Here is a 23,804-nt window from a genome sequence, read left to right on the forward strand (position 1 = left end):
TCCTCACCACTGTGGCCAGCCCAAGTTCGATTTACCCTTAACACAAATCAACTCGTAAAATCAGCCTTCCACCAGAGTTAGATTGGGGGTGAAATCATTTGCATTCCGCACAATACCCGCAGCCTTCCGACACTCCAGGAGCATATGATCTCCGGCGAATCCGACCATAGGGGGGCATTGATCGAGGTTCGCTGCTGTCATCAACCCGCCACAATATGTGCCCTACTTTCAACAGTGTCGGCACAATCGGTTGATCCTCCCGAGAGAGACGAGATTTTCACGGTCCCGACGGGTTGTTTTTGCAGGTCATTGAGGTAAGGGCGGACTCATTGGGTTGCGGGGTATCGGCAGCCGGGGATGCGGGGTCATCGCACAGCGCGTGGCAAAAAAGTGACCTTCCTTCGGGGAGTTGTCACTTTCCTGACTTATTTCCCCTCTAGCGGGCCCCTCGCCTGAGAGCGGGTATTACTCAACCATTGGGGTTTACAGTGAAAAAACTTATTCTGCTGAGCAGCACGGCCGTTTTCCTGCCGTCGGCTGCTTTCGCCCAGTCGACCGGTTCGGTCGACTTCGAAGAAGCCATCGTCATCACCGGCGCTGCCAACCAGGACATTGACGGGATCCAGATCCCCGAAACGTCCAAGCCGAAGCAGATCCTCGGTGAAGAAGTCCTCGAGCGCCAGAGCCCCGGCCAGACCGTACTCGACGCGACCAACATCGTCCCGGGCGTGAGCTTCACCTCGAACGACGCATATGGCGGTTCGGGCGGTGAAATCATCATGCGCGGCTTCGACGATTCGCGCGTCTCGATCACGTTCGACGGTATCCCGCTCAACGACAGCGGCAACTATCAAATCTACACCGGCCAGACCCTCGACGGCGAACTCGTCGAGCAGGTCAACGTCAACCTCGGCACGACCGACGTCGACAGCCCGACCGCATCGGCCGTCGGTGGTACGGTCAACTACCGCATGCGTAACCCGGAAGACGATTTCGGTGCGCAGTTCGTGCAGTCGATCGGCGAGTACAACTTCTACCGTACTTTCATGTCGATCGACACTGGCGAGATCTTCAAGAACACCGGCATCACCGGTCTCGTTGCGGTCAGCCACGAAGAATATGACAACGCCTATAACGGCTACGGCCAGGTGAACCGTCAGCAGGTCAACGCCAAGGTTCACATCCCGGTCAGCGAAATCAACGGCGACTTCGTCAACATCTCGGGTCACTACAACACGATTCGCAACAATTTCTTCGGCTCGGTCGGCCTCCGCTACGACCGTGCGCCGGGCGGCGGCTTCCCGCAGACCAAGGACGAGCGTGAATATTCGCTCAACTTCCCCTGCACCACCGAAGTCCCCTCGCCGGGCACCCGCGACGGTGAAAACGGTTGCGGCACCGAGTTCGAGCGTCGCTACAACCCGGCCAACACCGGCAACATCCGTATCGGCGCCCGCTTCACCCTGGCCGACGATCTCGTGCTCACGCTCGACCCGTCCTACCAGTATGTGAAGGCGAATGGCGGCGGCACCCGTGGCGCCGAGGAAGGGTTCAACTTCCAGGGCTTCTCGGGTTACCTCGGCGGTCGTCCCTATTTCGGTGGCGTCGACCTCAACGGTGACGGCGACACGCTCGACCGCGTGACCGTGCTGACCCCGTCGCAGACCCGTACGCATCGCTACGGCCTGATCTCGGGTCTTCGTTACAACATCAACGACAACCACACGGTCCGTCTCAGCTACACGCACGACTACGCCAACCACCGCCAGACCGGCCAGGTCGGCCGCGTGCGTCGCGACGGTGAGCCGGTCACGGTCTTCCCGATCGACGATCCGCTGTTCGCCGCCAACGGCAACATCCTGCAGAAGCGTGACCGCCAGAGCTACGCGATCCTCAACCAGATCGCCGGTGAATGGCGCGGTGAATTCGACGCCCTGACCGTCAACGTCGGTGCGCGTTTCCCGTTCTTCAAACGCGACCTCGAGAACTACTGCTTCACGACCTCGCCTTCGGGCTTCGTCGACTGCTTCGGTCAGAATGCGGCGGAAGAAGCGGCCTATGCGGCTGCCAACCCCGACGCGGCGCCGCCGCAGCAGCGTATCCTCAAGTATGACGACTTCCTGCCGAACGTGGGTGCCGTCTACGAGATCAGCAACAACTTCTCGGTCTTCGGCAGCTACGCCAAGTCGATCTCGGTCCCGGGTACCGACGCGCTGTACGACAGCTTTTTCTTCGACGAAGACAGCCCCGCCGGCCAGCCGGTTCCGGAAACCACCGACACGTTCGACGGTGGTGTCCGTTACCTCAGCTCGAAGGTGCAGGCGCAGGTCAACGGTTGGTACACCAAGTTCAACAACCGCCTCGCGGTTTCGTACAATGTCGAACTTGACGAATATATCTTCCGTAACCTCGGCCCGGTCGACAAGTACGGCATCGACGCATCGGTCGCCTACGCGCCGATCCCCGAGCTGACGCTTTACGCCTTCGGTTCGGTCTACGACTCGGAAATCAAGGAAGACGTCGAAATCGATGCGGGCGTGTTCGCCCCGACCGCCGGCAAGCGTGAGGGCGGTGCTCCGACCCACATGTTCGGTGGTTCGGTCGTGACCGAACTCGGTGACTTCTCGGCGGGCCTGACCGCCAAGTACACCGGTGGTCGTTACCTGTACGACACCAACGAGCCGGCCTCCCGCGATCGTTTCCCGGCCAAGACCGATGGCTACTGGATGGTCAACGCGGACATCCGCTACGACCTCGAGAACCTGGTCGACGGCCTGGACAACAGCTTCGTCCAGCTCAACGTCTACAACCTGTTCGACACGCTTTATGTCGGCAGCTTCGGTGCTCGCCTGAGCCCGGACGACGGCACGCCGTTCGCCCAGATCGGTGTTCCGCGTACCGTGTCGGCGACGCTGAGCCTCGGCTTCTAAGCCAGGGCCTCACGGCACAGAAAAACGGGCGTCGCATCTCGATGATGCGGCGCCCTTTTTCTTTTCGTTCAAGTGACTTGACCTAAAATCCTGATTCGCCCACCACGCCGCCTTCCGATCCGCACCCGAATTGTCAGGACTTTTCCGTGCCCTTTCGTCTCGATCATTCTCGCAAGATACTGGCGCTGAGCGTAGCCGCGCTCGGCTTGCCGACCGCGGCCCATGCGAGCGAACCGGATCACGCCCCCGAGGCGATCGAGAGCTGGTCGCTCGCCACGCTGGACGAACGGCCGCTTGGCGGAGTTGCCGCAACCGACATCCTCCAGCAAGTCGGCCCCGCAATCGTCGAGGAAGAGGCGGAAGAGCGCCGCGACTACGCCTCGTTCGGCGAGGACGTGAAGGCGATCGATTGGGAATTGGCTGCTGTCGGTGGCTATTACACCGCGATCAACTTCTCCAAATTGTTTAAAAACCCTCAGCCGCCGCGCTTCAAGAAGGAAGGCTGGTTCGGCAAGGACACCAAGCATATGGGCGTCGACAAGCTCGCCCATGCTTACTCGACCTACATCGTCTCCGAGCTGCTCTACCACCGCCTCAAGAACAAGACGAACGACGCGCCCGGCATCGAATGGACCGCCGCAGCGCTCGCGTCGGGGATCATGATGTGGTCGGAAGCCTTCGACAGCATCGAGCCCGACAGCGGCTGGTCGTGGGAAGACGTTGCGATGAATACCGCGGGCGCCGGCTTTTCGGTCCTGCGCAACGCGGTCCCCGGCCTCGACGAGAAGATCGACTATCGCATGATGGTGAAGCCTAACGAGGACATCTACACCATCTCGGGCCAGAAGCATTTCGAGCAGCAGCGCTATTTCTTCGCCATCAAGCCCGCGGGCTTCAAGGGCATGGAAGATAGCCCGTTACGCTTCACCGAACTCCACGTCGGCTACCACGCCAAGGACTTCCTCTACGAAGACCGCGACGCCGGGATCGAGCCCAAGCGCCACATCTTCGTCGGTGTCGGCCTCAACTTCAACGAGCTCCTCTTCAAGCGCTCGAAGAGCAAGACCATGCGCACGGTCGGCGAGGTCACGACCTACTTCCAGCCGCCTTACTCGGCGCTCCACGTCAACGTCACCGAGTAAGTGCCGCGCCTATTCGGGGCGGATCGCCACCGCGTAGCCACCGCCCGGCGCCATCGTCAGGCTGAGCGTGTCGGCAGAGGTCTTCGCATAACGCACGATCTCGAAGTCGAAGCGCGTTGGCCCCTGATAGTGCGTACCCTCCGCGTCGCGATAGACGGTCGCGACGTAGCGGCGCCCCGCGTCGAGAAAGTCGGGCGCAACATCGACCGTCCGCCCGGTCTCGTCGGTCCCGCCGCCGAGCCACCAGCTCTCGCCGCCCCGCTCCTTGCGCGCGATCGTGACATAGTCGCCGACCGCCGAATCGAGCACCAGGCTCTCTTCCCAGTCGACCGGCACTTGCTTGATGAAGTCGAACGCCTCCGGATGCTCGGCATAATGTTCGGGCAGGTGCGCAACCATCTGGATCGGCGAATAGTGACGGTCGCGGCAAACGATCAGATTATGCTGGACCCTTGGGGGTATCGCCTGCTGGCACGAAGATCGCAGTGACGTCGGCCTTAGCGAAGGCGCTCGAACATTGTGGGCCCGCAGGCTGGAACAGCGACGATCCGCTCGTTTGGAAACGTCTGCTCAATAGCGCCCCGAGTGCCCACAATGTAGCGAATTTCGAGTTGATCGAGAAACTCGCTACGTTGCGCTGCGGGGAGCCTGCCGGATGCGATATTGGCCGGCAGGAGCGACGTGCGCGCGTGGGTTAGCGCGGAAATGCGGGCGCTATCGTCTGGGTCGAGAAATAGGACAGGCGCTCCAAATTCCTCACTTGCAGCAAGGCAAGTAAACATACGCCGATCGTCATCTTGCAGGACCATGGGAGCCGCTTGTCGGGCGCGCTCGAATGTCACGCCAGCATAGGCCAAGTTCGCAAAGCTCGAGAGAATGAGGCTGGCAGATAAGATTGTGATCGCTGCGTTGCGCGTCGCTTGTTTGCGAAGAAGCGGCACGAGAATTCCTGAAAGCAGCACGAGAACGCCGAGGCTGAAGTAGCGTGCGTCGAAATAGCCGGTCGCGATCAGCGCCGGCAGATTGCTGAATGTCGCCAGGAGAAAGAATAGTGCCAGCCGAAGATCGTCAGACTGCCGGGGAAGATTGAGCAAGTGGCGATGCTTCACGGCCACGACGGTCAGACCTAGTAGAGCCAAGCCGAGGAATAGATGCGGCGCCCATAGAAAATTGGGCACGAAAGTCACCAGCTTGGACATGATTTTCGCGAACCATTCACCCGGAGCGTCGAATAGGGTCGCAGGCGCACCCCCTGCAAGAAACGTATGAGCCTCTTCGCGATCAAGCGGGTGTAGCTCAATGGTAGAGCAGGAGCTTCCCAAGCTACCCGAAAGGGCAGTTTTCCGCCATCGCTGCTGTAAACTGCGCGAAAATCGCTCGTTTTAGATCAATAGTTTACAGATGGCCTGTAAACTGGATCGAGCAGTCCTCTGCCCTCGCCTCCACCACCGTCAAGCGTCTGCTATGCGCCCCATGTCGGCCGTTGGCCTAAGTCTGAGACGGAATGAAAGCGGACTGGCGGCAATTAGTCAGCGATTATCCAAGCGTTCGGAACTGGCGAACGGACTAAGGTGCTTGAGTTTTGAACTCACAATAACTTGTTATAAAGAATGAGCTTTTTAAAGTCTTCGGCCTCGTGCAACAGGAAATTCTAAACGAAGCGTTAACCCTTTTCGCTCCATAAGTTGGAAATGCACAGTCCTACCTTCCCGTTTCACCCCTGTTTGCGGTCTGTCGCGATCTCTAGTGCTGTGGGGTTGGCCTACTACCTCACTGCGTATTTTTCGCTCGAATTCACGCAGTCGACCAACGGCTTGGCCACTATTTGGCCGGCAAGCGGAATCTTCGTCGCCGCGCTGTTGCTCGCCAAACGCGGGCCCAGGATGCCGATTATCGCGACGGTCGCAGCGGCAAGCCTAATTTCCAACACTCAGTTCGGCGCATCGTCTATCGAAGCGGCGGGATACACGGTCGCCAACATCGTTGAAGGCGTCGTGATTGCGCAACTCGTGCGCCGCGGTGCCAACGCCTCGCGCGAGCTCGACAATACCCGGTGGCTCATGACTTTCCTGATTGCGACCGTGTTCGGAAGCTTCGTCAGCGGCGCGGTAGCCAGTCTGCTAGCTGGGCACCCGAGCCTCCCCTTTTTCGTATCATGGTCGCTGACGGTCTGCCTGGGCACGCTCATCGTCGTTCCGTTCGTCATCACTGTTGTGACAGGGTTGCGCGAGCGAGGGGCCTTCTTCCTCCTACGGGACGCTGCGGTTTTGACTGGTCTTACCCTTGCCGTTTCAGTTATCGGCTCCTTCATCTTCGACCCCGGTGGCGAAAAATATCTTTTTCTTCCCGTGGTCGGCGTGATCGTGGCGACCTACCTTTTCGGCGCGAGTGGCGCTTCGGTGAGCATCAGCCTCGTCGCGATCACCGCAACCTTGCACACCGATTTCGCCAGTTCCGGGGCTGGCATTCTCGGACTTAACCAGGACATTCTCTTCCTTCAAGTATACCTCGTCTGTCTGTTCTGCGCCGTATGGCCGCTCTCGGCGTTGATCGCGAACCGGGAGCACCTTCTTGCCCGATATGCGGAAGCAAACGGCCACCTCGAGCTTGCCGAGAGCACCGCGAGTGTGGGGCACTGGTACTTCGACAAAGACGGATCGTCGCTGGTCTGGTCCGACGAAGTCTATCGCATCCATGGCGTCCGGGCCGACGACCTCGATTTCAGCGAAGGTGTTGAACTCGAGAATCCTGCATCGCTCGCGCTCTACCATCCCGACGATCGGGAGGTCGTGCGCGCAATTTTGCTTGACGCCTTGAGCAGCGAGCAGGGCTTTTCCTATCGCGCAAGGATTTTGCGACCCGACGGCACGTACCGGCACGTCTCAAGCATCGGACATCCAAGATTTGGCAGTGACGGCGAGTTCGACGGCCTGTTCGGGACAGTCCAGGATGTCACCCGTGAGACCGAAGTTCTCGAGCAACTTCGCATCGCGCGGGTTGCCGCTGTCGAAGATGCGAAGACTGCCAAGCGACTGGCCGAGACAGACGAGCTGACCGGAATTGCGAACCGTCGAAAGATTCTCGGAGATTTGCGCACGGTCTCGCGTTCGGGCAGGGCAGCCGCACAGCAGGTAACTATAGCGATCTTAGACGTTGATCATTTCAAGTCGGTCAACGACCAGCACGGACACCAAGCCGGTGACACCGTGTTGAAGCGGGTGGCGAGGATAATCTCCGATGAACTGCGGTCCACGGACTATTTCGGTAGGCTTGGCGGCGAGGAATTTCTCGTGGTGCTGCCCGGAGAGAATGGCATGAGCGCATCGCTCATCCTCGAGCGTTTGCGAAAGCGCATAGCCCAGGAACGATGGCAGGCGCCCGGCCTCGCGCAGGTTACCATCAGCGCCGGGGTGGCGACCATGACCGAGGACGAAACGATGGAGACCGTATTGCGGCGGGCCGACGACGCTCTGTATCAAGCCAAGGAAAATGGCCGCAACTTGCTGCAGATCGCGGCCTAAATTCAGCTTCGACACGGGCAAACGCCCTAACTCACGTATCCGGATCGTTCGCCGCCTGGCCGGTTTAGGGTGGAAAGCGGACAGCCGGACTAAGAATTCGACAATTATCGGAATTCTAATCCGCGTATCGGCGGTTCAAGTCCCTCCTTTTGCAACCAACCTTCGGCTTCTCGTCGTGTCGCATCTCGGTGAGGGACGCGTAAGGCGCAGTCACCGTCACGTGAAGGCCGGCGCGCGCGTAGTCTATTTCGACTGCGCCTCTCAGGCTGGCTCGAAGCGAACTGGCAATTAGGGTAGACCCGAAGCCCGTCTTGGTCGGCGGGACGACCTCCGGTCCGTTCATTTCCTGCCAAGTCAGTTTGAAGGTCTCCAGATTACCGACGTGCTTGATTTGCCATTCAATCTCGACTGAGCCGTCGTCGTTTGAAAGAGAACCATATTTGGCGGCGTTCGTGGACAATTCGTGCAGCGCCATGCCGATACTTTGAGCCGCTGCCGATTTAAGTCGCACGATCGGTCCATCGATTTTAACTCGGGACCCAAAAAGTTGGCTGAAATGCCCGAGCTGCGCGCACACTAGATCCCGCAGACTTACGCCCTCTTTAGGATTTTCAACCAGTAGATCGTGACTCTTCGCCAATGCTGCGATGCGGTCTTCGAACCGATCGGCAAAATCGTCCAATCCGGCAGCTGCAGTCTGGCGAGCGACGACCTGGATAATGCTAAGCAAGTTCTTGGCTCGGTGATTGACCTCTCGCATTAATAGTCGTTCGCGCTCTTCGGCCATTTTGCGTTCAGTGATGTCGAAAATAGATGCGAAAAAGATGTTGTCCGCACCGCCGAAATATTGGAGGCGGACGAATACGTCATAGTGCGAACCGTCTTTACGCTCGTGGATCGTCTCGAACTCGAGAAAGGGGACCTCGCCAGCCTTGAGGGGAGCCACAAAATCGCGAAACTGCTCTTCGCTGAATTCTGGCTTGATGTCCCAAGGCGTGAGTTTTTGAAGTTCTGTGAGACAATAGCCCAAATTCTCGCGCGCTCCACGGTTAACGAGCTCGAAGCGACATGTGTCTCCGTCGAACACAAATGCCTCACTAACGGATGCCTCCACTATCCGGCCCATCCGCTCGTGGCTTGAGGAAGTGCTTATCCGTTCCAGCTCAGAAGCCGCCCGACCTGCGAATAAGGCCAAGATCTCTCTTGAAAGATCGGGATTGCCGATTGGTCGATCATTAACACCCGCAAGCAGTCCGATGACTTCTCCGGTTGATGATCTCAATGGAATTCCAACGTAGCTCTGCGCGCCCATTTCGCGCAGAAGAGCATCTTGAGGGAAGAGCGATTGTACATCGTCTGTATAACAGCACGGGCCGTCCCCGATGATGTCTGCGCAGGGCGATCCAGCCAGATCATACACAATATTCTCGGCTGGGCCGTCGCTCCAGACTGCCAAAGTTTCAGCTTTGGTCTTGTCGTTGTCGGATGGGCGACTCAGAAACACCCATCGAACGCCTAGAGATTTTGAGATCCCTTCGACTAGCGCCGGAAATATGTCCTCGCCGACGAGGTCGGCGGTCGCTGCAAGCGTCTTGATTGCCACGTCAATCGACATTGCCGAGTGCGTCGCACGAACCGAGGCCGTATCCATTTGAATACCCTTCTCAAGGAACCATACGCGCACTCATCAGTGGAGGCAAAGAATGATTAGAGTCTAAAAGACGCACGGAAAATCACGGTTGGTAGCGACCGTAATCGCTGTGTCGGTGATGCATCTCCGCCGCGCGTGTTGCAGAGACCAGCGGAACATTTCGACTGATGTTTCGTTATTGATTTGAAGCATTGTTGCCGAGCATGCTTCAATAAGGGAAGTCTCGTCACGATGTGGCGAGACTTTTCGCGCAGTGAGTATTCCGGCCGTGATCTCTCCTAGCGGATTTGCGACATGATGTGGCTCAAAACCGCGGGATATATCGGCTTCTCGAACTCCAGACCGGCTTCGAATTTTTCGCACCAGCAAACATAGGCCGCAATAGCTTCTAACCCCGGGAACCTAATGAACACACGGGTGTCTAACTTGACCCGGCTGACCAATGAGACCCGACAGCCGAGCGGGCTGACGTCTAACACCTTCAATTTCTGAGGATGCGCCCCTGGCTCACGAACTTCGACAGTCGCAACGAATGGCTGGCGTGGGGCTCGGCGTTCGGTCGTCATAGATCGGCTAAATCGTTAATCATTGAGAGAAAATTGAAAAGAAATGGTCGACGAGAAGGGCGAATATTCATTGTTTCCGTCTCGTGAAAACCCGCAGTCGACTAGCCAAGAGACGAATGACTTCATTGTTCCTTAGTTAATTCCGTGCACAAGAAAATTCATGGCAGAGAGCTTCTCTTTTTCCATGCGTTTTCGCTTTGCCTCCGTTGGCAAGCGCCGCGCATAGGAGGGGTCGATCATTATGGATCGCTTCGCCAAGTTGTCACGCCTTCCTCTCGTAAAAGTGATGCTGTTAGCAGCCGTAGTCATCGCGTTATGGGCAATGACAATCTTCACGTCTTTCGAGCATTGGCTTCAAGACGCACGCTCGAGTTTAATCGATCGCCAACCGACGAATGACGTGGTCATTGTTGAAATCGATTCTCGCAGTATTTCAGAACTTGACCAATGGCCATGGCCAAGATCGCATCACGCGAAGTTGGTTGACCGGCTGACAGCCGCAGGCGCCTCAACAATTGCTTTCGACATCGACTTCAGTTCGCCTTCCTACCAGGGAGATGTGGAATTTGCCGCCGCTATCGAGAAATCTGGGAAGGTGGTTCTGCCCATCTTCTATTCTCATGCGCTTGGTGGCGACGGGAATGACATCGATACCGTAAATCGTCCGCTAGATGATTTCAGCATGGCTTGGGTAGGCGCAGTCAACATTTATCCTGACACAAGCGGAACGGTGCGCGACTATCCAGCGGCAATTCATATCGATGGACAGGTCACGCCATCGCTAGCCACGGTGCTAGCTGCGAACAGCGCTTGGAGCGATCTCACATTCAGTCCAGACTGGTCGATCAACCCTTGGGCCATCCCCCGCTATGCGTTCGTAGACGTGATTGAAGAGCGCGTGCCAGCGAATGTCTTTTTAGATAAGCGTGTCATCGTGGGCAGTGCTGCCGTTGAACTAGGCGACCGTTATGCTGTCCCAGTGCACGGAATCATACCGGGCGTCTTTGTTCAGGCATTGGCAGCGGATTCGCTCATGCAGGGCAGGGCAATGGCAAAGACCGGATGGGCAGTTACCGTCTTAGGTATCCTGCTAATTGCTCTTTGTTTTCGTCCTCGCAAAGTTGCTCGCCCCGCGCGATATGCGCTTGCGGCGGCCGCGACGCTACTCGCTCTATTGGTAGGGCCATTGGCGATTCAAGCGTCGATACCGCTTTTAATTGATAGCGCGCCGTGGATTGTCATGTTGATCTCCTGTGCAGTCGCGCAATTTGTCCTTCTGGTCCGGCAAAACATGTATGAGCGCGCTCGGAGCGATGCAGAAAGTGGCCTTCCGAACCGACTTGCCTTCGAAGAGGCGCTCGATGGCGAACCAAACGTTTCCGTTGTCATCGTCGCTTCCATCCACCGGTTTGCTGATATCCGCGAGGGGATGGGAATGGCCGCGAGCAGCGAGGCAGTAGTTAAAACTGCTTCGCGTTTGTCTGAGCGATTAGGCGTCCAAGTTCATCGGATCGCACCGGACCTGATTGCATGGCTGGATCCTGCGGCCACCACTGTTGCAGCAGAGAAACGGATTAGGATCGCCATGGCGATATTCCGAAACGCTGTCCGCACTTCTGAAGGCCTAGTCGATGTGCAGCTATCATTCGGTGTCGACGCCGACATGGCTACGCCTAGCGTTTCAAGGATCGAGCATGCCCTTGCAGCGGCTGAATCAGCGCGGCGCGAGGGGCTTCTTTTCGCAGTGAAGGGCTCTCCTCGCCGGGAACTACGCCGACAACTTGGTCTCATGAGTGAACTGCGGTCTGCCCTGCACGAAGGTCGAGTTTCGCTCGCCTATCAGCCGAAATTCTCGCTGTCTGATGATAGGATAGTTTCTGTTGAGGCATTAGTCCGCTGGAAAGGTGCGGATGGACAGAACATCCCGCCCGATCACTTCATACCGCTTGCCGAGACCACTGGCATGGTAACAGAGGTGACCTTGTTTGCTCTTCGAGAGACAGCTGCGCAGTTGGTCACTTGGCAGCAGTTTGGGCATGCATTGCATGCTTCAGTGAATATTTCCCCGGTCGATCTCGCTGAGTCTGAATTTGTCAGCAATGTCGAAGCAATCTTGGAAGAGGAGCGACTCGACTCTTCGGTCTTGACCTTGGAAATCACCGAAAGTGCTTTCATTCGTTCGCCCGCGCAGACCATTGCGAGTCTTAAGCGTCTGCGCGAACTTGGTTTGCGTCTTTCGATAGACGACTACGGGACTGGTCTTTCCACTCTATCCTATCTTCAACAGATGCCAGTGCAGGAGCTCAAGATCGACCGTTGTTTCATCGAAGGCCTGTCAAAGATGTCCAGCGATCAGGTGCTTGTGCGCTCCACAATCGAAATGGCGCATGAGCTCGGACTGACGGTGGTAGCCGAGGGGGTCGAGGACAAAGAGACCCTCGAATTACTTCGCCGTCTCGGATGCGACCAGGTGCAGGGCTATCTTATCGGAAGGCCAATGACGGCTGGTGAGATAATGAAGATATGCGGTGCCTGCCGAAAATTTGTCGCGTAATTTCAGTCGGTTGCTTAGTTAAAATCGTAACAACCGAGTATGGTCAATCGTTGTTAGCTCAGTCCAGTTAAATTCTGCAAGATGAGCCAAAAGCTATTCTCGCAAATTCGAGTTCTTTGCGGACTCTTTTTGATCTTCATCGCGGCCCCCGCAACTGCCAGCAGCGGAGCATGGACCGTCACGCAAAAATCGGGACAGGTCGAGGTCATTCGGGCTGGCATGCATCCGGCGTCAGTCGATATAAACTCCAGCCTTAATGCTGGTGATACGGTGGTGACCGGCAGCGATGGCCGGGCTATGCTGGCACGTGGAAGCGACTATGTGCTCATAAACGCTAACAGCCGGCTCACTATTCCAGTCGAAAAACGACCCGACGGTTTTACTCGTCTGAAGCAATGGTTCGGATCCGTTTTTTACAGTGTAGAAACCACTGGGAAACCACATTTCGAAGTCGAGACGCCATTACTCGCGGCCGTCGTGAAGGGCACACAATTTACGGTGTCTGTCGAAGCTGATCGTGCTTCGGTGCGGGTGACTGAAGGTGTTGTAGAAGTTAGCACTGCAGATCGTCTCGCAAGCCGCGAAGTGGAAGCTGGCACTATCGCAACAGTCTCGGTTGGCACCAACGGTGTAATCGATCTCACCCCAGCCTTCGACCATTCGGCGGAGCCTGATCAAGGGGTCCCGGCCGACCGTGCAAGTAGCGTTTCACCAGCTTTTCTAGTCCCCAACAATCTGCCTGGTGCCGTAATAGCCTCCCTACCGCTGCAATTGTCTGTCGATCTTTATGAGGGTGTGGCTCCTCAAGCGAATTCCGTTGTAAATGGAAGCGCATTGAAGAGCGCGGCGCTAGACGCACTATCCCCGCACTCCGTCGACCAATCATCAGTGGTTGGAACTAAGGCTGTTGAGGGGGCCTCTGCAGCTCTGGAAGACACTCATAAAGAGCTGTCAGTCGAGTTGGTTGACGAAATTCTTAGCGAGACGAGCGACGCGGTTACAGAGGTGGTCGAGGAGGCCATGAGCGAGGCGGTCGAGGAAAATATTGAGGCGGTAGTTGACATCGTCGATGAAGCGGTTGGCGATGTAGTGTCCGAGACGGTCTCCGATGCGGTCGATGAGGTCGTTGATGACACCGTCGAAGAAGCGGTTGAGGAAGTCGTCGAAGAGGCTGTCGAGGAAGTCGTCGAAGAGGCTGTCGAGGAAGTCGTCGAAGAGGCTGTCGAGGAAGTCGTCGAAGAGGCTGTCGAGGAAGTCGTCGAAGAAGCGGTTGAGGAAGTCGTCGAAGAGGCTGTCGAGGAAGTCGTCGAAGAGGCGGTTGAGGAGGCTGTCGAAGAAGTCGTCGAAGAAGCGGTTGAGGAAGTCGTCGAAGAGGCCGTTGAGGAGGTCGTCGAAGAAGCGGTTGAGGAAGTCGTCGAAGAGGCCGTTGAGGAAGTCGTCGAAGAGGCTGTCGAGGAAGTCGTCGAAGAAGCGGTTGAGGAAGTCGTCGAAGAGGCCGTCGAGGAAGTCGTCGAAGAGGCTGTCGAGGAGGCGGTTGAGGAGGCTGTCGAAGAGGCCGTCGAGGAGGTCGTCGAAGGGGCTGTGGAAGAAACGGTTAGCAGCTTGCTGGGGGGCTGAGTCCCTTAGGAGCGGTAAAAATCGTCCTAACCTTCTCTCAATCAATTTCAGCGATAAAGCGCGGCATGAATTCGTTCGAATATCTCTGCCGTCTGACTGCGGTCATCTTTTCCATCATTGGAATTGCTGTTTCTTCATACGCTCAGTCGGGTGAGCGTTGGGAAGCTTCATTCGAAGCGACCAGCTTTTACGATAGTCAGTTGGCCGTCGAGGAAGCGGATGTATCGCAAGAATCCGGCGATATCGGCATCCAACTAGGGGTAAATCTTAATTTTAAGCCGGTGAAGACAGAGACCCTAGACGTCGAGATTGCATATAAGTTCGGGCAGACGCTTCACACGGAATTCAGCGAATTCGATCTTCAATCCCACCGTGCGAGTGCTTCACTCACGCGCCGCATCGGGAAAGTCAGGATCGGACTGCGGGCTGATGGCACGAATATTCGGCTCGCAAATGACCCGTTTTTGAACCTCTTGTCTGTGTCGCCCAGTGTCGGCATCTTCTTGCAAGAGAGTGTCTTTCTGCGCGGACATATCCAGGTGGCAGAGAAGAGCTTTACTGAGCTCGAACAACGAAACGCGAGCATACAGCAGGCTGGTGCCAATTTATTCCGGTTTCACAAAGGCGGACGCGGCTACTTGCAGGGTAGTCTGCTGCTCGAGCGTGAAAATGCGGTAGACCCGGCGCTCGACTTTGACGGAGTGAGCGGCTCTGTTGCTTGGAAGCATCCGCTAGGTAGCGACCGTGACGCGCCTTCTATCAAGCTCACCGCCGACTACCGCCACCGCGATTATGATGCCATCACCCCTGTGATGGGTGCAGAACGAACAGAAACCCGTTTCCGAACTGGTGCAGATCTCGAGTGCATCCTGACACAGGAATTGAGTGCCGAAATTGCCTATCGTTATACCGATCGCAACTCCAATTTCCCTTCGGCAGATTACAATGAGCACCGCGCCGCACTAAAGCTCATGTTTCGTTTCTAAGCCGATGATACTGGGCCGCCCAACTAGATGACGTGTCGGCCCTTATAACCCTCGACCGCTACGAACGAATACTACGAGTAAGGTGCGTTTTTCGGTTTAGGGGTAGAAAACTGATGTTATGGCTGATGTCCGCTTCTGGGTCGTTAGTGGACATCGCGGATGATAAGCGTTCGAGCGGCCCCTCTCTACTCAAACGTCGCCAAGAGCTGACATTCGGCTAACGGCCCAGGTGCGGACCTCACGTCGGCTAGCTGCTACTTGTTTGTAGGGGAGTAAGCGGATCGGAATCGGAGAATAACCTGCCGAGCGTAGTTGGGAGGTCTAAATCGCATGCCTACAGTTCCCCGCAGTTTACACGCCAAAAAGCAAGAAATGGCGATTAAAGCATTGTCTTTTCACGCAAATGTACGGAATCGTCTTAAGCTTAAATGGGCGCAGTTTACATTCGATCTTGACGCCGAAATTAAGAAATCTATGAGCGTCCTCAATGCGATGCGGGTGTAGCTCAATGGTAGAGCAGGAGCTTCCCAAGCTTAAGACGAGGGTTCGATTCCCTTCACCCGCTCCATCGACTTTTCGTCCGGGGGATGAAAATCGGTGGAGCGCTGCGGTGTGGCCAAGCCGCCCGCAGGCGACTGGCTACATTCCTTTCGCAGGATTGTATGTCTAAGGCGTCGGCTCAGATCCATCGACGGGCGCAGCGTCCGGCCCCGCCGGTTCCGGCAGGTCGCCGACCTGGATGACCACGCGGCGGTTGGCGCGCTGGCCTTCCACATTGTCGCTCCCGTCCGGCAGGTAGTTGGGCTGCGCGGGGTTGCCTTCGCCCAGCGAAACGATCTCGAACCGCTCGCGGTCGACGCCCCTTTCTTCCAGGAAATTGGCCACCGCCAGCGCGCGCGCTTCGCCGGCGCGGAAATTGGCGGCATCGCTGCCGACCGTGTCGCTATGGCCCCAGAGATAGACGGTCTGCTCGCCCCTTACCCATTCTGGGTCGAGCAACGCCTCCAGCGCGGCAACGGCATCGTCGTCGAGATTCGATCCTCCATCCGGGAAGCCGATGATGGCGCGGATCGGTCCTTCTTCTTCCACCAAGTCCGCGCCTGCTTCCGCGCGGACGTCGTCACGGATGATCGAGACGGGTTCTTCGGTTTCGCCCGGCTCGCCGATCGTTGGCGTCGGCTCTTCGGCGGTGTCACGATCGCCGCACGCCGCCAGTGCGAGCGCGAGGACCAGCGGGGTCAGATAGGCTCGGCTCATTGGTCCATCTCCGATTGTTCGATTTCGGTCGGCTTCTCGTCGCCATCCTCCGGATAGCGCTCCACCGTCACGCCCGGCGGGACGTAGAACACGATCGTATCGCCCGGCTCGGGCGAGGGGCGCGAAGCGTGGGTGAAGAAACGCAGACGCCCGCTTTCGCGCAGCACGTAGAGCAGGTCCGCATCGGGCGGCAGCAAGGCCTTCGCGGCCTCGAAGTCGAAACGCAACGTGAGGTCGAAGCTCTGGAGCGTCCACCCCCTCGCCTCGCTCTCTGCGACGTCCTCCACGCCGTGACCGCTCGTGAAGAGCGCGCGGCCGCGCAGCGTGTCGGGTAGCGCGTGCGGATCGTCGCCTGCCGCATCGCCCAACTGATAGACATTGTCCGACCCGATCTCGGGCGAGAATTCGGAGCAGACGAGCGCGTTATAGGCCTCGTTATCGGTCGTCGCGACCATCAGCTGGAATTGGTGGAGGTCGAGCTCTTCCTCGGTCGCCTCGGACAGGATCTCGCCGTGGAAGATCGGGATGCCCGCATTGCGCGCGGGGCTCAACCGCTGCCAGCTGCGATCGGTGATCATCACCGGCACCTTCAGTTTCCTCAGGCTTTCGGCAAGCGAGAGCGAGAAGGGACTGGTGCCGACGATGAGGACGCCGTTGCTGTCCTTCTGGTCGAGTTTGAGGAAGCGCGCGAGCGGGCCGATGGTAAAGCCGTGCGCGACGATGGTTGCGGCAACGACCGCAAAGCTCAGCGTCACCAGCAGCGACCCGTCGCCATAGCCGATCTCGTCCAGCCGCAGCGCGAACAGGCCTGCGATCGCGACGGCGACGATCCCGCGCGGCGCGATCCACGCGATGAGCACGCGCTCGCGCCACGGGATCTTCGAGAAGGCGAGGCTGATGAAGATGGTCAGCGGACGCACCACGAACAGCAGCACCAGCAGGAAGGCGATGAAGCGCAGTTCGAACTGGCGCAGCACGTCGATGTCGAGGCTGGCCGAGAGGATCACGAACACGCCCGACAGGAGGAGGATCGTGATATTTTCCTTGAACGGCAGATAGGTGCGCGCGCTCGATAGCTTCATGTTGGCGAGCGCAATGCCCATGACTGTCACGGCGACGAGGCCGGTCTCGTTCTGGATGAGGTTGGAGATGGTGAACGTGCCGAGCACGAACACGAGCAGCACGGGCGCCTTGAGGAATTCGGGCACGAGTCCGCGCGGGAAGAGGTAGCGCACCGCGATGGCCGCGCCGTAACCGATGCCGGCCGCGAAGGCCGACGACACGACAATGCCGATCATGTTGTCGATCGGCGACTTGCCCGCCTGCGCTTGCACCAACCACTCGTAGGTAAAGACGGCGAGCAGCGCCCCGATGGGATCGTTGACGATGCCTTCCCACTTGAGGATGGCGCGCGGGCGTTGCTTGAGGTTGGTCTGTCGCAGGAGCGGGATGATCACGGTCGGGCCGGTCACCACGAGGATGCCGGCGAACAGGATCGCGACCGGCCAAACCAGTCCCGCAACTTCGTACAAGGCAAGGGCGCCGAGGCCCCAAGCGACTGGCACACCGATGAAGACCAGCCGCGGGACCGCATCGCCGGTTTTCTTCAGTTCGGGGAAGCGCAGGCTAAGCCCGCCTTCGAACAGGATGATCGCCACCGCGACCGAAATCATCGGCTCGTAGAGCGCGCCGAACGTCTCTTCGGGATCGAGGATACCGGTGACCGGGCCGAGGAAAATGCCGGCGACGAGCAGCAGCGCAATGGCCGGCCAACCCGTGCGCCAGGCGATCCACTGGGCGCCGATCCCGGCAAGGCCGATCAACGCAATGATGAGCAATAATTCGCCCGAACCGGCGGCCAGCAGGAACGGTAGCAGATCGGTCACGCCGGAAATTCCCCGTTTTTCGTCATTGCTGGGATAACAAAGCGATGCGCGGCACGTTCCCTTGCAACCTCGACGCGGGTCGAAGCGTCGAAAGCCCATGCGCTATCCCATTACCCCCGACGGTCGCTATTTCCTCGTGCGGGGTAGGCTGTGGCGGATGAGCGATCCGTCGCTCGATCCGGAGCGGCGCGACGAGTTGGTCAAGGAGCTCATGAGCGCCCGTTCCGCCAAGGGGCGCGCCATCCGTGCCGGAGACAGGGAAGCACGCGAAGCCGCGCGGCAGCGGGTCGATGCTGCCAAACACGCGCTGGGCGAACGCGGACCGGTATGGTGGGACGAAGGCGCGCCCGACTATAATCGAAAGATGGCGAGGAACACGCCCTATGCCGATTGGGCCGAGGCTCAGAGCCCGCCCGGGGTCGGCTCGTAGCCCAGTTCCGACAGGCCGCTGGCGAGCGCCTTGGCGGCGGCGGCGGCGAGGCCCTCATCCTCCGCGCGCACCACGAAATTGGCCCCCACCTTGCCTTCCTTGAAGAAGGGGTAGCTGCCGAGCTGTGTGCCTTCGTGGGCCTTCTCGATCGCGATCAGAAGCTCAAAAACCTCGCTCTCCGGTGCAAAGGCCCCGACGGTCACGGAGACAAGCGGACGCCCGCCCTCGAGCGTGCCCGAAAGCCCCTCGATCATGCCCGCGGTGATGTGCGGAATACCCGCCATCATGTAGATATTCTCCACGACGATCCCGGGCGCCCCGGAAACCGGGTTGGGGATGAGGTCGGCACCCTTGGGCACCCGCGCCATGCGCAACCGCGAAGGCGTCAGTTCCTTGCCGATCTTCGCATAATAGCCCTCGAGCATCGCGCGTGCCTCGGGATGTTCGACCACCGGCACATCGAGTGCGGCGGCGACCGCGTCGACGGTGATGTCGTCATGGGTCGGACCGATCCCGCCTGTGGTAAAGAGATAGTTGTTGCCCGCGCGCAAGGCGTTGACTGCCTCGACAATGCGTTCGAGCACGTCGGGCACGATCCGCACCTCGGACAGGCGAATGCCCTGCAGATTGAGCCACTTCCCGATCTGCGCGACATTCTTGTCCTGCGTCCGACCGGACAGGATTTCATCGCCGATGATCAGCAGCGCGGCGGTCCAGGTCTTGCTCATCGGCCCAACGCCTTTTTCACGCGGGTGACGCTGTCCTCGGGCCAGGCATCCCGCGTCCGGTAAAACTCTTCGTAGGCCGGGATGCCGGGATCGAGCGCGATCCAGTCCTGCTTGGTCGCGGTGAAGATGTGCGCGTGCGGCGAGATACCCGATACGTCTTCAAACGTCCCGACCCGCAGGAAGTGCACGGCCTCGCCCAGCCCCGGATAGTGGCTCGACAGTGCGACCTTGCATTGCGGGCAGCGCAAAATGCGTTGGCCCTTGCCGCTGGCGCTATCGGTCAGCACTTCCTCGACATCGCCGTTCCATTCGACACGATCGGCCTCGATCAGGAAGTTGAGGCCGAACGACGCGCCGCTTTCGCGCTGGCAATAGGTGCAGTGACAGCAATTGACGAATAGCGGGTCGTCGGGCGCTTTGAAAGTGACGGCGCCGCAAGCGCAGCGGCCGGTGCGAGGCTGGGTCATGGCCCCTGCCTAGCAATCGAGCGGGCACAGGCATAGCGTGGACGAATGTCCATCATCGCCGCCCTCGCGCTCGCCACCATCCCGCCACCGCCGTGCAATACCGAGCTTGTCGTCCTCGGCGCCGGGCAGGACGCGGGCGCGCCACAGCTCGGCAACCTGTCGGACCCGGCGTGGACTGACCGGGACAAGCGCTTGCTGGCGACATCGCTGCTGCTGATCGACTGGGGGCAGCGCAAGCGCTTCATGTTCGAGGCGACCCCCGACATCGTCGAGCAGTTGCAGGCTTCGTACGAGGTCAAGCCACTGCTTCGCGATGATGGCAGCCTCGACCTCGACGGCATCTTCCTCACCCACGCGCATATAGGACATTATGCGGGGCTGCTTCATCTCGGGTTCGAGAGCGCGAACACCAAGGACGTGCCCGTCTATGCGATGCCGCGAATGGCGTCGTTCCTGGCCTCGAACGCACCGTGGTCGCAGCTGATCGATTTGAACAATATTAGCATGACCACGCTCCAGCCGGAAGCCGCGACCAACATCCAGGACACGTTTGCTGTCCTGCCGCGCGTCGTGCCGCACCGCGACGAATTTAGCGAAACGGTCGGCTATTCGGTGGTCACGCCGGGCAAGCGCTTCTTCTTCCTGCCTGACATCGACAGTTTCGACGAATGGGAAGCCGCAGGCGGTCCGAGCCTCTCCGCACTGGTCGAGGGCCACGACCTCTTGTTTCTGGACTCCACGTTCTTCGACGATGACGAGCTCGATCGCGACATGAGCGCGATCCCGCATCCGCGTACCAAGGGGACGATGGAGGCGCTTGCATCACTCCCGGCCGACCAGCGGGCGAAAGTGCATTTCATCCACTACAACCATTCCAATCCGATCCGCTTCCCGGACTCGGCGGAATCGCAAATGGTCGAAGAGAATGGCTTCAACGTCGCGCGGCGCGGCGATCGTCACTGCCTCGACCTTTGAACCGTTCGACAAGTCAGGCGCCCGACCCTATATCGCCCCAATGACCGAATATATCCAAGTCGGGCCCGAGGACCGGGTCGAGCCCAAGAACGGCGTCATCAAGCTTCACGGCCCCGAGGGGTTCGAAGGCATGCGCAAGGCCGGACGGCTGGCTGCGGAAATTCTCGATGCGCTGGTCGACCATGTCGTGCCGGGCGTCACCACGGGCGAGCTCGACAAGATCGTCTATGACATGATGATCGCGGGCGGATCGGTGCCGGCGACCATGGGCTATCGCGGATACGAGAAGAGCAGCTGCACCTCGATCAACCACGTTGTGTGCCACGGCATCCCTGGCGACAAGGCGCTGAAGGACGGTGACATCGTCAACATCGACGTGACCCCCCTGCTCGACGGATGGCATGGCGATACGAGCCGTATGTATGTCGCGGGCAAGCCCAGCGTGAAGGCACAGCGCCTGATCGAAGTCACCTACGAATGCCTCATGCTCGGGCTCGATCAGGCCAAGCCCGGCAACCATCTCGGCGACATCAGCCACGCGATCCAGAGCCATGCCGAAAAGCACCGCTATGGCGTCGTGCGCGACTTTTGCGGTCACGGGCTCGGCCGCCTGTTTCATGACAGCCCCGAGGTCGTCCATGCAGGGCGCCCCGGCACCGGCCCCGAACTAAAGCCCGGCATGTTCTTCACTGTCGAACCGATGATCAACATCGGCCGCGCGGACGTGAAGATCCTCGACGATGGCTGGACCGCCGTGACGCGCGACAGAAAGCTCTCGGCGCAGTTCGAACATTCGATCGGCATCACCGAGGATGGCTGCGAGATTTTCACGAAGAGTCCCAAGGGCCTCGATTGCCCGCCTTACGGAGGCTGACGTGAAGAAGATCGAGGCGATCATCAAACCGTTCAAGCTCGACGACGTGAAGGACGCGCTGCACGAGGTCGGCGTGTCTGGACTGACCGTGACCGAGGTCAAAGGCTTCGGTCGCCAGAAAGGCCACACCGAACTCTATCGCGGCGCCGAATATGTCGTCGACTTCCTGCCCAAGGTGAAGGTCGAAGTCGTGGTCGAGGAAGACCAGGCGCACCGCGCCGTCGAGGCCATCGAACATGCCGCGCGCACCGGGCGCATCGGCGACGGCAAGATTTTCGTCAGCAATATCGAACAGGCGATCCGCATCCGCACCGGCGATCGCGACGTGGACGCGCTGTGAACGAACCGATCGCCGAACGCGAGTTCACGAATAAGGACGGCACGATAACGCTGAAGATATTCGCGCCTATGCTGGAAATGATCGACGGAAATGAAGACTGGACAAGTGAGCCCGAGATCACTTGGCCTTCTGGACGGGTAATACGACGCAAGGCACATGGTGTCGATAGTATGCAAGCACTATTGCTCAACATCGCCATGGCCAACAACCATATCCATTTCCCGGTTGTGGGTGAGCGAGACAAGAGCCTGAAATACTTCGACATAGAGGGCACGGACCTAGTCGTGCCGCAATATCAGGATGACTGATAAGGACCCCCGCCTCGCCTCGATGGCGCCCGAGGAACTCCGGCGGATCATGCGCGCGCTCGGCTATCGAACGCAGGGCCAACTCGCCGAGGCCATCGGCGTTTCGCGCAGTGCGGTTAGCCTATGGCTGGAAGGCAAGGTCGGTGTCCCGCGCCCCGTCGCGATGCTCCTGCGCATGCTCCTTTCGGCGCAGCGCCGCTCTTATTAAGCCGCGTCCGCCGCGAGCGGAATGTCGAGCAGGAAGAGCAGGCCCTTGGCGGTCCATTTGCGATCGGCCTTGGCACCCAGCTGACGCACCGCCATGTCGATCATGGTCGAACCGAAGCCCGTCTTCTTGGGCGCGGTCACGGCCTTGCTGTCTTCGCGCCAGGTCAGGTGAAGGGTCGGGAATTCTCCCTTCCGGTCCACCTTCCAGGAAACGGTGACGTGACCGTCCTCCCCTTCCCAAGCGCCATATTTGACGGCGTTGGTGGCAAGTTCGTGGACGATCATGCCCATCGGCGACGCCATTTCGCTGGAGAGCTCGACCGGCGTTCCGTCCATCGTCAGACGGTCAGCCAGATCGTCATAGGGAGCCAGCGTTGCGCCCAGGAGCGAATCCAGCGTGACGATGGGACGATCGAGCGCGCCCTGGCTGACATCGTGCGCGATCGCGAGCGCCTCGATCCGGCTGTGCACCTTGTGCGCGGCCTCGGCCATGTTCTTCTCGTGCCGCAGTGTCGATCCGACGACCGCGCTGACCACAGCGAAGATGTTCTTCACGCGATGGTTGAGCTCGCGCGCGAGCAGGTCGGCGCGCTCGTTCGCGACGCGCAGCTGCTCGGCATCACGCGCGGCGATTTCGGCTTTTTCGGTCCGGACAAGCTGCCAAACGCCAAGAACGATCAGGCCGAGAACAAGCAGGCCGAGCATGATCAAAATTGGTGTGTTGCGGGCCTCGATCCGCTCGGTGTCACTGACGGCTTGTGCGAGAATTTCTTCTTCCGCGGATTCCAACTCTTCGATCGACGAACGGATCGTGGCCATCAATTGGAAACCGGTATCGGTCTCGATCAAGCGAACAGCTTCGCCGCGCCGGTTTTCGCGCACCAATTCGACCGCCATCTCCAGCTCGCGCAGCTTCGACAGTACCGCCCTGCGGAGCGTCGCAAGTGTTTCGCGCTGGTCCGCATTGGCAATGGGCTCGAGCTTTTCTTCGACTGATTCGAGCGCCGGCACCGCCTGTTCGATCCCGTAAAGATAGGGTGTCAGATAGCGATTGTCTGAGGTCAGCACATAGCCGCGCTGCCCCGTCTCGGCGTCGCTCATGATGACCTGGAGTTCACGCAGCTCGGCAAGGATGCCGCTGGTCGTCTCCACCTGCTGCCGCAGGTCGCGTTCGGCGCGTTGCGCATCGATCAGCGAATAGACGATCCCGGACATCGCCGCCGAGATCAGGATCAGGAGAACGAGGCTTGAGAGCCGAGGGCCGGAACGCCACCAGCGATTGACCGCACTTCCCCGCTCGCGCGGAGGTTGCTTGACGCTATCCATTACTTTTTTTTCCTGTCTTTACGCCGTTACGCAGGCGTT

Annotated in this window: 21 protein-coding genes and 1 tRNA gene; 13 read left to right on the forward strand and 9 right to left on the reverse strand. The window is 59.0% G+C overall.

Going from position 1 to position 23,804, the window contains the following annotated elements; translation table 11 throughout:
* The first annotated feature begins 488 nt into the window (after positions 1–488).
* On the forward strand, positions 489–2,930 hold the full coding sequence (locus tag KTQ36_RS08820; protein ID WP_218633302.1) for a TonB-dependent receptor: 2,442 nt from the start codon (positions 489–491) through the stop codon (positions 2,928–2,930).
* A gap of 146 nt (positions 2,931–3,076) precedes the next feature.
* Positions 3,077–4,072 (forward strand): DUF2279 domain-containing protein, encoded by a 996-nt coding sequence (locus KTQ36_RS08825; protein ID WP_345777696.1) that lies wholly within the window; start codon positions 3,077–3,079, stop codon positions 4,070–4,072.
* Positions 4,073–4,081: 9 nt separating this feature from the next.
* Here the strand turns inward: KTQ36_RS08825 and KTQ36_RS08830 are convergent, their stop codons facing one another.
* Both KTQ36_RS08830 and KTQ36_RS08835 read right to left on the reverse strand, forming a co-directional pair.
* A complete protein-coding gene (locus KTQ36_RS08830) occupies positions 4,082–4,471 on the reverse strand; it encodes a glycoside hydrolase family 97 C-terminal domain-containing protein (RefSeq protein WP_218633303.1) in 390 nt (129 codons plus the stop codon).
* A 98-nt stretch (positions 4,472–4,569) separates the two neighbouring features.
* Positions 4,570–5,271 carry a hypothetical protein gene (locus KTQ36_RS08835; RefSeq protein ID WP_218633304.1) on the reverse strand — a complete coding sequence of 234 codons (702 nt, stop codon included), beginning with the start codon at positions 5,269–5,271 and terminating at the stop codon, positions 4,570–4,572.
* Between the two features lie 558 nt (positions 5,272–5,829).
* Here KTQ36_RS08835 and KTQ36_RS08840 point away from each other — a divergent pair.
* The gene (locus tag KTQ36_RS08840) at positions 5,830–7,593 is read left to right on the forward strand and encodes a sensor domain-containing diguanylate cyclase (RefSeq protein WP_218633305.1); all 1,764 of its coding nucleotides are present in this window, start codon (positions 5,830–5,832) and stop codon (positions 7,591–7,593) included.
* A gap of 115 nt (positions 7,594–7,708) precedes the next feature.
* Here the strand turns inward: KTQ36_RS08840 and KTQ36_RS08845 are convergent, their stop codons facing one another.
* Both KTQ36_RS08845 and KTQ36_RS11555 read right to left on the reverse strand, forming a co-directional pair.
* Positions 7,709–9,244, reverse strand: coding sequence for an HWE histidine kinase domain-containing protein (locus KTQ36_RS08845; RefSeq protein WP_218633306.1), 1,536 nt, complete (start codon positions 9,242–9,244; stop codon positions 7,709–7,711).
* 278 nt (positions 9,245–9,522) lie between these two features.
* Positions 9,523–9,810 (reverse strand): PilZ domain-containing protein, encoded by a 288-nt coding sequence (locus KTQ36_RS11555; RefSeq protein ID WP_218633307.1) that lies wholly within the window; start codon positions 9,808–9,810, stop codon positions 9,523–9,525.
* A 241-nt stretch (positions 9,811–10,051) separates the two neighbouring features.
* On the opposite strand from KTQ36_RS11555, the gene KTQ36_RS08855 reads away from it, so the two are divergent.
* The 4 genes from KTQ36_RS08855 (at position 10,052) to KTQ36_RS08870 (ending at position 15,535) form a co-directional block, all read left to right on the forward strand.
* The gene (locus KTQ36_RS08855; RefSeq protein WP_218633308.1) at positions 10,052–12,364 is read left to right on the forward strand and encodes an EAL domain-containing protein; all 2,313 of its coding nucleotides are present in this window, start codon (positions 10,052–10,054) and stop codon (positions 12,362–12,364) included.
* Between the two features lie 129 nt (positions 12,365–12,493).
* Entirely contained in the window at positions 12,494–13,981 is a 1,488-nt protein-coding gene (locus KTQ36_RS08860) for a FecR domain-containing protein (protein WP_218633309.1), read from the forward strand.
* Positions 13,982–14,046: 65 nt separating this feature from the next.
* Positions 14,047–14,967, forward strand: coding sequence for an outer membrane beta-barrel protein (locus tag KTQ36_RS08865; RefSeq protein ID WP_218633310.1), 921 nt, complete (start codon positions 14,047–14,049; stop codon positions 14,965–14,967).
* A gap of 494 nt (positions 14,968–15,461) precedes the next feature.
* A tRNA-Gly gene (locus KTQ36_RS08870) sits at positions 15,462–15,535 on the forward strand.
* A gap of 98 nt (positions 15,536–15,633) precedes the next feature.
* Here KTQ36_RS08870 and KTQ36_RS08875 read toward each other — a convergent pair.
* Positions 15,634–16,224: an OmpA family protein gene (locus tag KTQ36_RS08875; RefSeq protein ID WP_218633311.1), complete on the reverse strand. Its 591-nt coding sequence runs from the start codon at positions 16,222–16,224 to the stop codon at positions 15,634–15,636.
* A complete protein-coding gene (locus KTQ36_RS08880; protein WP_425600738.1) occupies positions 16,221–18,086 on the reverse strand; it encodes a cation:proton antiporter in 1,866 nt (621 codons plus the stop codon). Before KTQ36_RS08880 ends, KTQ36_RS08875 begins: the two co-directional genes overlap by 4 nt.
* A 121-nt stretch (positions 18,087–18,207) precedes the next feature.
* Here KTQ36_RS08880 and KTQ36_RS08885 point away from each other — a divergent pair, with 121 nt between their 5' ends.
* Positions 18,208–18,540, forward strand: coding sequence for a hypothetical protein (locus KTQ36_RS08885; RefSeq protein WP_218633313.1), 333 nt, complete (start codon positions 18,208–18,210; stop codon positions 18,538–18,540).
* On the opposite strand, the gene KTQ36_RS08890 is transcribed toward KTQ36_RS08885, so the two are convergent.
* Both KTQ36_RS08890 and KTQ36_RS08895 read right to left on the reverse strand, forming a co-directional pair.
* Complete coding sequence (locus tag KTQ36_RS08890; protein WP_218633314.1) at positions 18,513–19,268, reverse strand: competence/damage-inducible protein A; 756 nt, start codon at positions 19,266–19,268, stop codon at positions 18,513–18,515. The genes KTQ36_RS08885 and KTQ36_RS08890 overlap by 28 nt on opposite strands.
* The gene (locus tag KTQ36_RS08895) at positions 19,265–19,735 is read right to left on the reverse strand and encodes a GFA family protein (RefSeq protein ID WP_218633315.1); all 471 of its coding nucleotides are present in this window, start codon (positions 19,733–19,735) and stop codon (positions 19,265–19,267) included. Before KTQ36_RS08895 ends, KTQ36_RS08890 begins: the two co-directional genes overlap by 4 nt.
* A gap of 45 nt (positions 19,736–19,780) precedes the next feature.
* On the opposite strand from KTQ36_RS08895, the gene KTQ36_RS08900 reads away from it, so the two are divergent.
* The 5 genes from KTQ36_RS08900 to KTQ36_RS08920 are packed head-to-tail and all read left to right on the forward strand — an operon-like array spanning position 19,781 to position 22,440.
* Positions 19,781–20,710: an MBL fold metallo-hydrolase gene (locus KTQ36_RS08900; protein ID WP_218633316.1), complete on the forward strand. Its 930-nt coding sequence runs from the start codon at positions 19,781–19,783 to the stop codon at positions 20,708–20,710.
* Positions 20,711–20,750: 40 nt separating this feature from the next.
* Positions 20,751–21,584 carry a type I methionyl aminopeptidase gene (map, locus tag KTQ36_RS08905; RefSeq protein ID WP_218633898.1) on the forward strand — a complete coding sequence of 278 codons (834 nt, stop codon included), beginning with the start codon at positions 20,751–20,753 and terminating at the stop codon, positions 21,582–21,584.
* 1 nt (position 21,585) lies between these two features.
* Positions 21,586–21,924 (forward strand): P-II family nitrogen regulator, encoded by a 339-nt coding sequence (locus KTQ36_RS08910; protein WP_218633317.1) that lies wholly within the window; start codon positions 21,586–21,588, stop codon positions 21,922–21,924.
* A complete protein-coding gene (locus KTQ36_RS08915; protein WP_218633318.1) occupies positions 21,921–22,232 on the forward strand; it encodes a DUF6968 family protein in 312 nt (103 codons plus the stop codon). The genes KTQ36_RS08910 and KTQ36_RS08915 overlap by 4 nt, the downstream gene beginning before the upstream one ends.
* On the forward strand, positions 22,225–22,440 hold the full coding sequence (locus KTQ36_RS08920; protein ID WP_218633319.1) for a helix-turn-helix domain-containing protein: 216 nt from the start codon (positions 22,225–22,227) through the stop codon (positions 22,438–22,440). The genes KTQ36_RS08915 and KTQ36_RS08920 overlap by 8 nt, the downstream gene beginning before the upstream one ends.
* Here KTQ36_RS08920 and KTQ36_RS08925 read toward each other — a convergent pair.
* Positions 22,437–23,765: a sensor histidine kinase gene (locus KTQ36_RS08925; protein WP_218633320.1), complete on the reverse strand. Its 1,329-nt coding sequence runs from the start codon at positions 23,763–23,765 to the stop codon at positions 22,437–22,439. The two genes, KTQ36_RS08920 and KTQ36_RS08925, sit on opposite strands and share 4 nt — an antisense overlap.
* Positions 23,766–23,804: the final 39 nt, after the last annotated feature.

Origin of the sequence: Sphingomicrobium clamense (genome assembly GCF_019264355.1) — a bacterium.
Taxonomy (GTDB): domain Bacteria; phylum Pseudomonadota; class Alphaproteobacteria; order Sphingomonadales; family Sphingomonadaceae; genus Sphingomicrobium; species Sphingomicrobium clamense.

Bases quoted from the DNA above. Each gene is read 5' to 3' on its own strand.
- KTQ36_RS08830 (WP_218633303.1), bottom strand. From the start codon at position 4,471: ATGGTTGCGCACCTGCCCGAACATTATGCCGAGCATCCGGAGGCGTTC.
- KTQ36_RS08835 (WP_218633304.1), bottom strand. From the start codon at position 5,271: ATGTCCAAGCTGGTGACTTTCGTGCCCAATTTTCTATGGGCGCCGCAT.
- KTQ36_RS08845 (WP_218633306.1), bottom strand. From the start codon at position 9,244: ATGGATACGGCCTCGGTTCGTGCGACGCACTCGGCAATGTCGATTGAC.
- KTQ36_RS11555 (WP_218633307.1), bottom strand. From the start codon at position 9,810: ATGACGACCGAACGCCGAGCCCCACGCCAGCCATTCGTTGCGACTGTC.
- KTQ36_RS08855 (WP_218633308.1), top strand. From the start codon at position 10,052: ATGGATCGCTTCGCCAAGTTGTCACGCCTTCCTCTCGTAAAAGTGATG.
- KTQ36_RS08865 (WP_218633310.1), top strand. From the start codon at position 14,047: ATGAATTCGTTCGAATATCTCTGCCGTCTGACTGCGGTCATCTTTTCC.
- KTQ36_RS08875 (WP_218633311.1), bottom strand. From the start codon at position 16,224: ATGAGCCGAGCCTATCTGACCCCGCTGGTCCTCGCGCTCGCACTGGCG.
- KTQ36_RS08885 (WP_218633313.1), top strand. From the start codon at position 18,208: ATGCGCTATCCCATTACCCCCGACGGTCGCTATTTCCTCGTGCGGGGT.
- KTQ36_RS08890 (WP_218633314.1), bottom strand. From the start codon at position 19,268: ATGAGCAAGACCTGGACCGCCGCGCTGCTGATCATCGGCGATGAAATC.
- KTQ36_RS08895 (WP_218633315.1), bottom strand. From the start codon at position 19,735: ATGACCCAGCCTCGCACCGGCCGCTGCGCTTGCGGCGCCGTCACTTTC.
- KTQ36_RS08900 (WP_218633316.1), top strand. From the start codon at position 19,781: ATGTCCATCATCGCCGCCCTCGCGCTCGCCACCATCCCGCCACCGCCG.
- map (WP_218633898.1), top strand. From the start codon at position 20,751: ATGACCGAATATATCCAAGTCGGGCCCGAGGACCGGGTCGAGCCCAAG.
- KTQ36_RS08920 (WP_218633319.1), top strand. From the start codon at position 22,225: ATGACTGATAAGGACCCCCGCCTCGCCTCGATGGCGCCCGAGGAACTC.
- KTQ36_RS08925 (WP_218633320.1), bottom strand. From the start codon at position 23,765: ATGGATAGCGTCAAGCAACCTCCGCGCGAGCGGGGAAGTGCGGTCAAT.